At 39.3% G+C, this 13,424-nt stretch carries 12 protein-coding genes; 8 read left to right on the forward strand and 4 right to left on the reverse strand.

Annotated features, from left to right (window positions below; all coding sequences use genetic code 11):
- The first annotated feature begins 62 nt into the window (after positions 1-62).
- The 3 genes from HDE68_RS21065 (at position 63) to HDE68_RS26415 (ending at position 2,100) form a co-directional block, all read left to right on the forward strand.
- On the forward strand, positions 63-941 hold the full coding sequence (locus HDE68_RS21065; protein ID WP_183884210.1) for a hypothetical protein: 879 nt from the start codon (positions 63-65) through the stop codon (positions 939-941).
- A complete protein-coding gene (locus HDE68_RS21070; protein WP_183884211.1) occupies positions 938-1,798 on the forward strand; it encodes a universal stress protein in 861 nt (286 codons plus the stop codon). The genes HDE68_RS21065 and HDE68_RS21070 overlap by 4 nt, the downstream gene beginning before the upstream one ends.
- A 137-nt stretch (positions 1,799-1,935) precedes the next feature.
- Positions 1,936-2,100, forward strand: a complete 165-nt coding sequence (locus HDE68_RS26415) for a hypothetical protein (RefSeq protein WP_221300857.1) — start codon at positions 1,936-1,938, stop codon at positions 2,098-2,100.
- Between the two features lie 77 nt (positions 2,101-2,177).
- Here HDE68_RS26415 and HDE68_RS21080 read toward each other — a convergent pair whose 3' ends face one another.
- Together HDE68_RS21080 and HDE68_RS21085 are read right to left on the reverse strand one after the other, a co-directional pair.
- Positions 2,178-2,666, reverse strand: coding sequence for a universal stress protein (locus HDE68_RS21080; RefSeq protein WP_111636046.1), 489 nt, complete (start codon positions 2,664-2,666; stop codon positions 2,178-2,180).
- 33 nt (positions 2,667-2,699) lie between these two features.
- Positions 2,700-3,080 (reverse strand): hypothetical protein, encoded by a 381-nt coding sequence (locus HDE68_RS21085; RefSeq protein ID WP_183884212.1) that lies wholly within the window; start codon positions 3,078-3,080, stop codon positions 2,700-2,702.
- 262 nt (positions 3,081-3,342) lie between these two features.
- Between HDE68_RS21085 and HDE68_RS21090 the strand changes: the two genes are divergently transcribed.
- The 3 genes from HDE68_RS21090 (at position 3,343) to HDE68_RS21100 (ending at position 8,156) form a co-directional block, all read left to right on the forward strand.
- Positions 3,343-4,416, forward strand: a complete 1,074-nt coding sequence (locus HDE68_RS21090) for a zinc-dependent alcohol dehydrogenase family protein (protein WP_221300858.1) — start codon at positions 3,343-3,345, stop codon at positions 4,414-4,416.
- A gap of 224 nt (positions 4,417-4,640) precedes the next feature.
- Positions 4,641-5,483 (forward strand): universal stress protein, encoded by an 843-nt coding sequence (locus HDE68_RS21095; RefSeq protein ID WP_183884213.1) that lies wholly within the window; start codon positions 4,641-4,643, stop codon positions 5,481-5,483.
- Complete coding sequence (locus tag HDE68_RS21100) at positions 5,484-8,156, forward strand: cation-translocating P-type ATPase (RefSeq protein ID WP_183884214.1); 2,673 nt, start codon at positions 5,484-5,486, stop codon at positions 8,154-8,156.
- Here the strand turns inward: HDE68_RS21100 and HDE68_RS21105 are convergent.
- Positions 8,134-9,204 carry an AI-2E family transporter gene (locus HDE68_RS21105; RefSeq protein ID WP_183884215.1) on the reverse strand — a complete coding sequence of 357 codons (1,071 nt, stop codon included), beginning with the start codon at positions 9,202-9,204 and terminating at the stop codon, positions 8,134-8,136. The genes HDE68_RS21100 and HDE68_RS21105 overlap by 23 nt on opposite strands.
- A 12-nt stretch (positions 9,205-9,216) precedes the next feature.
- Positions 9,217-9,702 carry a DUF2231 domain-containing protein gene (locus tag HDE68_RS21110; protein WP_183884216.1) on the reverse strand — a complete coding sequence of 162 codons (486 nt, stop codon included), beginning with the start codon at positions 9,700-9,702 and terminating at the stop codon, positions 9,217-9,219.
- A 190-nt stretch (positions 9,703-9,892) separates the two neighbouring features.
- Here HDE68_RS21110 and HDE68_RS21115 point away from each other — a divergent pair, with 190 nt between their 5' ends.
- Both HDE68_RS21115 and HDE68_RS21120 read left to right on the forward strand, forming a co-directional pair.
- A complete protein-coding gene (locus HDE68_RS21115) occupies positions 9,893-12,424 on the forward strand; it encodes a cation-translocating P-type ATPase (protein WP_183884217.1) in 2,532 nt (843 codons plus the stop codon).
- A gap of 330 nt (positions 12,425-12,754) precedes the next feature.
- Complete coding sequence (locus tag HDE68_RS21120) at positions 12,755-13,303, forward strand: cupin domain-containing protein (RefSeq protein WP_221300863.1); 549 nt, start codon at positions 12,755-12,757, stop codon at positions 13,301-13,303.
- The last annotated feature ends 121 nt before the right edge of the window (positions 13,304-13,424 follow it).

The following is a 13,424-nucleotide window of genomic DNA, read 5'->3' on the forward strand; positions in this document are numbered from 1 at the left end:
AAATCAACGGCTTCGGTGATGCTGATCATTCTTGAACTGACAGATAATCAGAATATTTGATTATGAAAATTGTAGCTGCCGTCTTATCCTTGATGACCATTTTAATTAGTATGCCTTTCGCTTATGGCCAGGGTAATTCCATCTCAACGGAATTTTCTGTGAACTTGAAGAACCAGATTAAACAATCCAAACTTTATTATCCTAAGTCTGTGAAACGTTATTACGATCAAAATGGCTTTCAGCCTATGTGGACTAAAAATAAAGAGCAGCTTAAACAGACTTGGGAAGCAATGATGCTATTGGATTGTGTACTCCAGTATGGATTGTCTTATGCTGATTACCATCCAAGAGAGTTGATATATGACAACTTACGTACCATAATCAATAATCCCGATACAGGAAATATTACAGAGCAGGTACGTTTTGATGTGCTGTTGACTGATGCCATCATTACCTTAATGAATCATCTTCATTACGGTAAGTTTAATCCTGACTTTTCAGCAAAAAGGTTAGATGGAATAACCAAAACCACTGAGTTTAACACCGTAGTTAAACTTACAAAAGCGCGTGGGGACATCAATTTCATAGAAGCAATATTAACTGCGCAACCCAAATCAAAAACTTATGTGCATTTACAAAGTTATATGCGGCTAATTAAAGGTCAATATGTGGGTGATTGTTACGAAACACCTGAATCAGAAGCTAGAAAAGTGGCAATCAATATGGAACGTTTGCGTTGGGCAGAGGCCTATACAGAGCGCGGCGGACATCAAAGAGTACCCTATCTAACCTGTGAAATAAAAGATGGGCTTCCGGTTTTTTATGAAGATATCCGTCATCTCGATGAGTCTCTGGAGGCTGCAATGTATCCAATGAACAAGCGTCAGCCATTAAAAAGAAGCGTACCAGCGCTTTCAGATATACACCTTAAAAAAGAATGATGAAAACAATATTAGTGACCACCGATTTTTCTGCACCATCACAAACTGCAGCTCGTTATGCCCTATATCTGGCAAATGCAATGAAAGCACATCTCGTTTTGTGTCATGCGATTCAAGTATCGTCTACAGTAACTATTGCCTCAAAAGCCTCACATTCCCCTGATAATTTTTCTAGTACCTACGATGCAGCAGTTGAACAAATTCAATTTCAAGTCCTGAGTTTAACAGAAAAGGAAGAAAACGATAGTCCAACTACTCTTGTTGACTATATTGTGGCCCCTGGTTCCGTAACTAATGTCGTAAATGATGTGATCAAAAAAAGGGAAATAAGCTTAGTAGTAATGGGAATGTTTGGTGCAGGGGCTATCAATAGATTTCTTCTGGGTAGTAATAGTCAGAATTTGATAGACAATAGGTTAGGGTTTCCGGTTTTGCTGGTCCCTTTTAAAGAGTTTCCAGAAACAGTTAACAAGATTGCTTTCGCAAGTGATTTAAGTGATGGTGATATCGGACTTATTCAGTCACTGGCCAGCTTTGCATGTCCTTTTGATGCGGAAATTCTGATCGTTCATATAAGCGGAGTAAAAGTTGACCAAATTCAAATAGATAATTTTTTAAAGGAAGTGACAGCTAAGATTAACTATCATAAAATCTATTACCGCCATGTTGAGGATAAAGACATCAATCGGGGTCTAAACTGGATTGCCAGAAATGGAGTTATTGATGTATTTGCGATGGTTCATCGTAAAAATAACTTTCCAGGTAACATATTTAGCAGCAGTTACACGCAAAACCTCTCCAGGAGCATTCATATTCCCCTACTTGTTTTTTCTGAAAATGAGTTCCCGGTATTTTAATGGAACAAACAGTGTCTCATCAGTTTTTATGTTATGTTTAAATAAATGAATCTAAAAAAAACCATACCATAAAGAATTTTCCGATTGTCATTTTTGGAAAGCAATATCACCAGGAGCTAATTGATCATATTGAGTTTATGAAAAGCAATGCTACTATTAGTGTGGATGATCCACATTTATTTCTGGTTACAGACAGTATTGAGAAGGCAGTTGCTTTGATTGTTGAAAAAAGCATTAAACAATATGGTCTCCGTCCGGAAAATAAAGTAAAACCCTTCAAATGGCTATTCGAGCGTAAATGATTCGTGTTATTTCGATCAGTACATTTGACCTTTTTAAGTCCCTAACTACCCAATTGGTAAAAGTTTGGTTTTTGTATTTACAACCTGAGACATTCAATTTCTGGTACAATAACCGCTGGGCATCTGGCTTTACTTACTACCTCGGTGATTTCTGTTCCGAACAGAACATCATCATTGCTGTGTGATTTAAATCCACTCATGACGAGCATGAGAATGTCTTTTTTCTTATCGATAATGCTGCACACATTTTCCACAACACCGCCACCTTCACTCAAATAATCAATTCTGGGTTTGAAATTTTTGGTATCTGCATTTATAACAGTATTTAATCGGTTCATCTCTTTTTCCAGATTTAATTTACTGATCTGGGCCAATAATTCATAATCTACGATTTGAGAGGATTCAAATTCTGATCCCGAGATATAGTAAGAGTGAAATAACAGCATGTTTGTTTTTAACTGGACCGCTAAAAATAAAGCATAATCTGTTGCGTTTAAAGCACTTTTTGTAAAATCTGTGAGTACAAGTATTGTTTTTGTATGATCAGAATCTTGACTGGTTTTCATAGGACTAATATTAGTTTAAGTTGAAATCAGATCTCATTTTTGCAGGGTGTGACCTATTAATTCATTTTTAGCTGCATGAAAAGTCATCAGTATTTCTTCCATCTCGTGGTTTAAAACCTGGTGCTCTTCAATTAAACTCAATTTAATTTCCTTTATTGGACCATAAGTTAATGGCTCTAGTCTTTTTTGCAAATGAATAAGCTTGAATTTTAACCGGGAGAGTTGTTGTTCTATTGAATTGAATTTGATAATGTGTTTCTTGTTGACTTCATATTCTATATGTTTCTGATATAATTTTTTGAGAATATCAGATTCATTATGAATAAATTGTAGATCCGATGACCATTGTTTGGTGATCAGGTAAAGTTCCTGTAATTCTGTGTTTAAGGCATTGTCTTCTATTGTCGTAGTCATGATAATAAGATTATATATACAAAGATTCTGCTAATAAATTGTTCTAAACTTGATGGCTATCAGTCTTTTGAATGATATGTATCATAAATCAAACCTACTCATTCAGCGGCATATCCTTATTGATGCTGGTCAGCCGGTTTGGTGATGGCTATCATTTTTATTGGAGCTAAATAGTTGAAATTTACTGAAAAGGACAGTAAGTAATCAGTTGCCTCCTGACCAAGTCTGTGGTTATATAATTATCGAAAAAATCCTAATGAAGATGAAAAACAAAAATGAGGAAGACATAGCCAGATCCCAAAGTAACCCCCTGCAGCATAACGTTCCGTTGGCTCCAATGCCGAAAACAATGCAGGCTATGGTGATGGAAATAGCTGGGCAGCCATTGGTGCGCAAAACAATGCCATTGCCGGTAGCTAATGAAGAGAAGTTACTAATTAAGATTATCGCCTGCGGGGTTTGTCGCACCGACCTGCATATTATGGATAGTGAACTTGCTAATCCCAAACTTCCACTGATACCGGGACACGAAATTATTGGAACTGTTGAAAAAGCAGGTCGTAAGGTAACTACATTCAAACCAGGCGATCTGGTTGGGGTTCCATGGTTGGGTTATACTTGCGGCTATTGTAAATATTGCCTTAAGGATCAAGAGAATCTATGTGAAAATGCACTTTTTACGGGTTATACCATAGATGGCGGTTATGCCGAATATACAGTGGCATTCCAGAAATATTGCTTTCATCTTGGGCCTCAATATGGTCATCCTTCATCTGCACCATTACTTTGCGCTGGTTTAATCGGTTATCGCTCTTATCAAATGATTGGACCAGAGGCTAAACATATAGGGTTTTACGGTTTTGGTGTAGCTGCACATATATTGGTGCAGATTGCAAAGCATGAGGGTAAAGAAATTTATGCCTTTACACGGGATGGTGATCTGGAAGCACAATCATTTGCAACCAGGACGGGGGCAGTATGGGCAGGTAATTCGACCGATCCACCGCCTGTATTATTAGAAGGAGCTATTATTTTTGCTCCGGTTGGTCAGCTTGTTCCTAAAGCATTAAAGGATATTGATAAAGGCTGCGCTGTTATCTGCGGTGGGATACACATGAGTGATATTCCATCTTTTGCCTATCAACTGCTTTGGGAAGAAAGGACAATCCGCTCTGTTGCTAATCTAACCCGGAAGGATGGGGATGATTTCTTTGAGCTTGCAGACAAAATTAAAATAAAAATAGAAACCCGCCTGTTTCCATTGCAACAGGCCAATGAGGCATTGGCTGCTGTGCGCAATGGCGATATTAACGGAGCTGCGGTTCTAGTGATGTAAATTTTGCTTGAAATTGACTACCACAAAGATTGATTGAAATTTAAACTATGTTTCCTTAAATCCAAAAACAGACAGTAAAATTTTATACGAGTTACGAAAATATATCTTTCCGCAAATCTGAAACTCTATAAAGTAGTTGCGGTCAACTAAAAGCATGACCAAGATCATGCTTTTAGTTGATATTCAGCAACCTATATGGAATAAAATGGTTGTAAATTTAGTATATGGAAAAGATACTTGTTACCACGGATCAGTCTACCAATTCAAAAGCGGCGATCCGTTTCGCTATCCAATTAGCAAAGCAGCGTAAAGCAGAACTGATCATCCTCCATATTTACCACAATATTAAGCCTTTCAGTTGGAGCGAAAGAACTTTTGAAGAATACGAAGATACCTTCATAAAAAAAATCACGGCAGAACTAACAGAATTCATTGCCGATATATATCATGATATTCATGAATCCGAAATTCAGCATCAGTTGGTCATGGTATCTAATCTCGATGTGGTAGAAGGAATTATGGAATATGCCATTAAGCACAATTGCGCATATATATGTATCAGTACCCGAGGCGCAGGAACATTTACTAAAATACTCGGTACACATACATCTAAACTGATCCGCAGTTCTGCAACCCCCGTTTTATGCATACCCAGTGCTTACCATTTAGCAGAATTAAAACACATTCTTTACGCATCGGATATGACCGATTATGAAAACGAGCTTAAAAAAGTCGTGGCCTTCGCCAGGCCTATCCATGCCAGTGTAGAGATGATGCATATTTCATATCCCTATGAATTTGCATTTGATAAAGACCTGATGGAAGCAACACTACAGAAAAAAACAGCCTATAAAGTTAGCCTGCTAAATCCCAAAAGAGATATAACCAATGTTTTGCTTGAAGATATAGACGATGCCATTAAGGTGAGTAAACCCTCGCTTTTGGTCTTATTTACCCACCAGTCAAGATCTATGTTTGAACGACTGTTATTTCCTTCAAATGCAGAAGAATATTCTTTTTATGGCAAGATCCCATTACTTACCTTTAATAAGCAGGAAGATAAGTAAATGAATTACCCATTAGAATATCCATTTTCATTATCTGTAGAAGCCGTGCTTAAACGTTCCGAAACGGACAACAACAATGGAATTTCTGCGCCTGAGGCTGCCAAACGTTCTCTAACCTATGGTCTCAACACCTATAAAACGCAAAAGCAAAAATCGCTGTGGCAAATTCTGATAGCACAATTCAACAGCCCGATTGTTTATCTTTTATTTTTTGGCGCAGTTGTTTCAATTTACTTTAAGGATCTTTTAGAAACCATCGCTATTCTGGTCGTCATTGTTGTCAATGCGCTGATCGGCTTTTTTATGGAAATGCAGGCCCGCAGTTCTATGACCGCGTTGAAAAAAATGGATGTTATCCTGGCAAAAGTAATTCGTGGGGGCAAAACCAGATCAATTCCATCTGAAACGTTGGTGCCAGGCGATCTTGTTCCGCTGGAAGCGGGGGATATTGTACCAGCAGATGGCCGTTTAATAGCCGTTAACCGCTTGCAATGCGATGAATCTTCACTTACCGGCGAATCACTTCCCTCCAACAAAATAACCGGACCGCTGGATGAAGATACGCTTATCGGTGATCAGCAGAACATGGTTTTTAAAGGTACCTCAGTAATAAATGGAAATGGGCAAATGGTCATCACGGGCATTGGAGCAAATACACAATTAGGCAACATTACTACTTTGGTGGGAAGCTCTGCAGATACGATAACCCCACTCGATAAAAAACTGAACAGGTTAAGCCGGAAACTCATCTGGATCACACTCGGCATGACCGCTATTTTTGCGGTCACAGGATTTATTCAAGGTAAGACCATATTAACCATTATCGAGACATCCATTGCCCTGGCAGTGGCCGCTATACCAGAGGGCTTACCTATAGTGGCAACAGTGGCGCTATCCTACGGCATGTTGCTGATGGCCAGACGAAATGCTATCGTTAAGAAGCTATCTGCTGTAGAAACACTGGGCAGCACCGGGGTAATTTTGACAGACAAGACGGGTACCCTGACCGAAAATAAGATCCATGCCGATACCTTCGCATTTCCAGAAGAAAACATCAAAGTACATATCGAAAACAAACAGTTGAAATTTCTGTCCGGAAAGATTAAGGTAAGTACCGAAAATTACAATAAACTACTGCTAACCGGTGTCTTATGCAATGATTCAAATGGAATAAGCGGCGATCCTGTGGAAGTGGCCTTGATACAAACAGCCATTGCCGCCGGCTTAGATACTGGTGAATTGGTTAAAGAATATGTACGTACCGCAGAAGTACCCTTTAGTTCTGAGATGATGATGATGGGTACGCTGCATCAAACATCCTCCGGATATTTTGCTGCTGCCAAAGGCTCAATGGAAAGATTGCTGGAAAAATGTAGCCAAATACAATTTGGTACCCTGATCAAACATTTAGATGCCGAATGTAAGAATGCTCTGCTTTTGAAATCGGAGGAAATGTCGGCCAGCGGACAGCGGGTCCTGGCCTTTGCCTACAGGGCGGATGACTCGCTTAATGTGCACAATTATTTGGATGACCTGGTTTATATTGGCATGGTGGGCTTTCTTGATCCACCCCGGAAAGATATAAAAGCTGCTATTTTAAGTTGCAGGAATGCGGGAATCAAAGTGGTGATGATCACTGGCGATCATCCGCAAACGGCATTAAATATTGCCCGAAAAGTGGGGCTGATTGACGAGAAAAATAAAGAGGTAATTACCGGGAAAGAATTGCCCAAGCCCGAATTATTAACAAAAGAATGGCGACAACGTATTTTGGCTACGGCCGTTTTTGCAAGAGCTTCACCCAAACAAAAACTTGAAATAGCAGATGTTTTTCAAAAGGCAGGATCTATCGTTGCCATGACAGGTGATGGTGTAAACGATGCACCTGCTTTAAAAAAAGCAGATGTAGGTATTGCAATGGGCATCCGGGGAACCCAGGTGGCTAAAGAAACGGCAAGTATCATATTAAAAGATGACTCTTTTACCTCTATTGCCGATGCTGTTGCGCACGGTAGAGAAATCTTTCAGAACATTCAAAAATTTGTGGTTTATCTGGTATCCTGTAACCTAAGTGAAATATTCATTGTAACTGTTTTAGGTGTAGCTGTACCCGGTGCAACTTTACTTCCACTACAGATCTTGTTTTTAAATATGGTGACAGATATATTCCCGGCACTTGCACTTGGTTTAGGTACAGGGGATAGGACTGTGATGTTAAGCCCTCCAAGAGACCCTGAAAAAAATATTATCACCAACCAAAAATGGCTGGTAATAGCCCTGTATTCCGCTGCGATCACCTTAGCTGTGATCATTGCAGTAATCTATTGTAAAGAAGTGCTTCACAGTGACGACCGGACCTGTAATAATATCGCCTTTATCACGCTCGTTTTTGCACAGCTATTCCACGTATTCAATATGTCTTCCAATGGTTCTGGATTTTTGAATAACGAAATTACCAGGAATAAATTTGTTTGGATCGCGATCCTGATATGTAGTGGCCTTACCTTTATGGCCTTTGCTATCCCCGGTATGCGTATAGTTTTAGGTTTATCCATACTTTCATTCAAATTATGGATGGTTTCCATTACCATTGGCCTGTTGCCATTATTGACGATCAAGGCTTATAAAGCATTATCGAAAAAATCACCTATCAAACCGTCATTGGACTTTTAGCAGGTCTCTCATCACCAAGAAGTATTCCCCAATGCTTATATTTTTCGGTGTGATCGAAGACGATTTTAAAAACAGACAGTATTGGCATGGCAAGAAACATACCCGATAAACCGGCCATGACTCCTCCAACGAAAATACCGACAATAGAAACAAGCGGATTAATCTTCACCTGAGAACCTACGATACGTGGCATTAAAATATTATTATCCAGAAATTGCACTACAGTTATAGCTCCTAGTACGATTACAACATCTGTAATACTATCAGAGGATGCTAAGGTGAGCAATATACCCAGGATATTACCAATTAAGGCCCCCAAATAAGGGATAAGGTTCAAAAAAGCAAAAATGATTCCGATCAACAGCGCATTCTGGATACCGAAAAGCCACAATGCGCCACCTAATAGGACGATGATATAAGTGATTTGTATCAACAACCCGATAAGGTAGCTTTTAACTATTTTTTCTATCTGCCGGATGGCTTTCTCTACGTTTTGATGCTCCTGTTTTGTAAAACACATCAGGATGAACTTTAAAAAGATGTTTCTGTATAAGATGATCAGGTAGATATAAATCGGAAGCAAACCTATAAATATGATTATGCCCGATAAAGATCCTGCAGCACCGCTTAAAACGCCGCCAAGGGAGTTAAAGAGTTTTTTGCTCTGCATATTAATGAAGCTAACCTGGTCCGCTGGGGAATACCCAAATGACTTATTGATCCAGATACTGAGATTATCTAAATGCTTAGTTACAGTAAGCTGTATTTTAGGGAAATCATCTAATAATGCGCCCACTTGGCTGGAAAAAAGCCAAATAATCATCGCTATTGCAATCGCTAATAATAAGATCGGTAAAAAAACAGCAATGGCTTCAGGTACTTTTAGCCTTCTGAAAAAGCGGAATACAGGCAAAAGCACAAGGCTAAAGAAAAAGGCCATTAACAAGGGCATAATGATCGTATTTCCCGCCACTATTGAAGCTCCTAAAACAAACAGGCCAACCAATTCTATGGCCCGTTTAACGGTTACCGGCATTTCTTTTACCATGGATTATAGTTTTCAATCATCTTTTTTACCACTTACTTCCTTAGAAGTGGATACTGAATTAGCGCCAATTTCTGTATGTCTGATCTGTCCTCCCAAATAGCCGGTCCTTGCTACAAAACCAAATGCTGTTAAGGAAGTAAATAATGCGATCCATGCAAACGGTCTGGTCAACGAATGGCTTTTCCAAGTTACAAATACCCCGGCCATTGAAATTATTCCTACCACAATCAAGCCGATCAACGATGGCAGTGCAGACGCTGCATGTTCTTCTATAATATTTTTAGAGATCCCTTGTATATGCTCGACCGTTTCTTCAGCACTTTCACCGGTTGCATAAGCTATACAGGCCCCGATAGCGGAGATTATCAAAATACTATAGGCAGCCATTAAAGTAGAGTTGCTTTTTCTCCATATTCCATGGATCAAAACAAGTACACCCAAGATACATCCTATAATAGGGAAATGGGTGATCAACAGGTGTATGTGCGTTTGGTTCATGATTTTTTTATTAAAGATCATTCATTTGAAAGTAGTTTTAAGTGATTGATATCAAGTGTATTAATGATGCTTGTCATTTAGATTTTAATGGTAAATAAATAGATTTATGATCTAACTTGACAAATTGAGACCCACTAAAAAATTATTGTAAAAGGGGATAAAAGGCTTTAATCTTACTAATTGATAGTACATGAAAGTAAATAATTTTAACGTACAGGGCTTAAGCCGCCAGGATGTAACTGCTGCAAGGTTAAAGTATGGGCAAAACAGCCTGTCGTTTAAAAAAGAAAATGGATTTGTTGATGCCCTAAAAGGATTGGTAAAAGAGCCAATGGTGATGTTACTCTTGGTTACTTCGTGCATATATTTTATCAGTGGAAAACTGGGTGATGGAGTGTTTTTGGCTTCAGCTATTGTACTCGTAGCAGGGATTTCTTTATACCAGGACTCCCGTAGCCGCAACGCACTCGAAAAATTAAAGGATTTTTCTCAGCCAAGGTGCAAAGTGATCAGAGATGGCGGAGTCTTAGAAATAAAAAGTGAAGAGTTAGTCATAGGTGACAGCCTGATGGTAGAGGAAGGAACTTCCATCACAGCAGATGGTATGATTGTGCACTCCAACGATTTTTCGGTCAATGAAAGCATCCTCACAGGCGAATCATTCGCCGTTTATAAAGACCAGTCTTCTGTTGACAACTTGATTTTCCATGGCACAACCGTAGCCAGTGGCCTGGCCATTGCAACCATAACTGCCATAGGGAATCAAACCCGGCTGGGGAAAATCGGCAAAAGCCTGGAGTCTATTGTGGAAGAGAAAACGCCTCTTGAGTTACAGATCAATAATTTTGTAAAAAAAATGGTGATCGTTGGGGTGATCGTTTTCCTAATCGTTTGGGGTATCAATTATTTTCATTCTTTAAATATTTTAGATAGCCTGATCAAAGCGCTTACACTCGCCATGAGTATTTTGCCTGAAGAGATCCCGGTTGCTTTTACCACCTTTATGGCGCTTGGTGCCTGGCGGCTGATGAAAATGGGTATCGTGGTTAAACAAATGAAAACGGTTGAAACTCTTGGCAGTGCATCGGTCATATGCACTGATAAAACAGGTACCATCACAGAAAACAAGATGAGCCTTGCAAAAGTGTATACTTTGCAGCAGAATCGTATAGCTGACGCTATGGTAAAGATTTCAAATGGTGCTGAGCAGGATCTGATAACATTAGCCATGTGGGCCAGTGAACCGATACCCTTCGATCCGATGGAAATCGCCCTGCATCAAGCCTATACAAAAACAGTTCTTGCTGATGAGCGTCGTGATTATCGAATGATCCACGAGTATCCCCTAGGTGGTAAGCCCCCCATGATGACACATCTGTTTGAAAATAAAAACGGACAACGCATTATAGCGGCCAAAGGCGCACCCGAAGCACTAATCAGCATTTCCCACTTAACAAGCCAAGAGAAGAAACAGGTAGCAACAGCAATTGAAATAATGGCTGCCGAAGGATACCGGGTATTGGCTGTAGCAGAGGCAAATTTTGCGGGAACTGATTTCCCTGCCACTCAGCAGGAATTCCAGTTCGCCTTTAAAGGTTTAATTGCATTTTATGACCCACCTAAGAAGAACATCAACGCTGTATTGCAAGACTTTTATAAAGCAGGTATCACGGTTAAGATTATCACAGGTGATAATGCGGAAACCACCGGCGCAATTGCCCGGCAAATTGATTTTAGAGGGTTTGACCACTGCATTAGCGGTGATGCGCTAATGGAGCTATCTGATAAAGAACTTGGAGAGAAAGTAGAGACCGTGAATATTTTTACGCGAATGTTTCCTGATGCTAAACTAAGGATCATTAACGCATTAAAAGCTGAAGGTGAAATAGTAGCCATGACTGGGGACGGAGTAAATGACGGTCCTGCACTAAAGGCCGCAAACATAGGGATAGCCATGGGCAAAAAGGGAACCGAAATTGCCAAGCAGGCCGCATCTCTCATATTACTGGAGGATGATCTTTCTAAAATGGTTGATGCTGTGGCGATGGGCAGACGTATCTATACCAATCTTAAAAAAGCGATACAATACATTATTTCCATCCACATACCAATTGTTTTAACCGTATTTATTCCGTTGGCCTTAGGTTGGATATACCCCAATATATTTTCTCCCGTACATATCATTTTCCTGGAATTGATTATGGGGCCAACCTGTTCTGTTATTTACGAGAACGAACCCATGGAGAAAAACACGATGCTGCAAAAGCCACGCCCGTTCAGTACCACTTTCTTTAACTGGAAGGAGTTAATGACGAGTGTCTTTCAGGGATTGGTTATTACAGGTGGAACGTTGTTTACTTATCAATATGCCGTAGCCAGAGGAGCAGATGAACAGTTGACCCGAACTATGGTATTCACCTGCCTGATAACAGCCAACATCTTACTCACAATGGTCAACCGGTCATTTTATTATTCAATACTTACCACGATCAAGTATAAAAACAATCTGGTATTGCTAATCGTCGGGATTACCATATTTATTTCCGCGTCCTTAATTTACCTCAGCCCGTTAGCAAATTTCTTTGGTTTCGTACCGTTAAAATTGCCTGAAATTCTCGTAAGTGCAGGTATCGGTTTGTTGTCGGTAATATGGTTTGAACTTTTTAAATGGAGAAAACGACTGACATCCAAAAAGACTTTTACAAATCGCAGTACTTCATGAACAGGAGAAAATTTTTAGGCCTGCCGCCAGGTTTGGTATTGATAGCTTAACCTCTTGCACTAAATGATAAAGCAATCTTGTAAGGGAAGATTTAAAGTCCGTTTTATAGTTTTTTAATGCAGAAGATCATTTTACTAATTCCATTTGGAATAATGCTTTACCTCCTAATATGGGCAGGACTAAATCTTACCGTAGGCATAAACTTCAATTTAAGCAAGCAATAGCTTTTGAAGATTTGGGTGCTGAAAATGTTATTATATCATGTCCAGAGATGATGGGCGTCATTTCTAAAGCTACTCATTAATACCACCTTTATAAAAACAAATGGCCATGAAAAAAATAATTTTCCCAATTGCACTAGTAACAGCTGGATTAGTAGGTCTAAATACCTTTGAAGCAGCGGCCCAAACATCAGGATCAACACAAAAGAAAAACATTAACATACATGCTAAAACGCTAAGTAAAACACAAATGAAAGGATTTAAAACAGACATCCAGAAGGATGCCATTGAAAATAATAGCTTCAGAAAGGTACTTTATACAGCCAAACATCTTCAGTTAGTATTGATGAGTTTAAAGCCGGGTGAAGAAATCGGATTGGAGACACATGCCAACAGTGATCAGTTCTTCCGGTTTGAAGGAGGTAAGGGAAAATGCATTATTAATGAAACCGTTTATACAGTAAAGGATGGCGACGTGATTATAGTACCTGCCGGGTCTAAACATAATGTGATCAATACAGATACTAAAAAAGATCTGAAGCTGTACACTATATATGCGGAACCACAACATAAAGATGGCATCATAAGAGCCACAAAAAATGATGCTGAACGACACGAAGCCAAATTTGATGGTAAAACAACAGAAAAAGATATGTAATAACTGAACAGAATAGGGGTAAGACTATTTTAGTTTTTGAATAAAATTAAATATCACATTAGATGAAGAGGAGGGAATTTTTAGCTTTTTCAGGCGGATCTATAGTTCTCGCGGGAACAAC

The sequence above is a fragment of the Pedobacter cryoconitis genome, assembly GCF_014200605.1.
Taxonomy (GTDB): domain Bacteria; phylum Bacteroidota; class Bacteroidia; order Sphingobacteriales; family Sphingobacteriaceae; genus Pedobacter; species Pedobacter cryoconitis_B.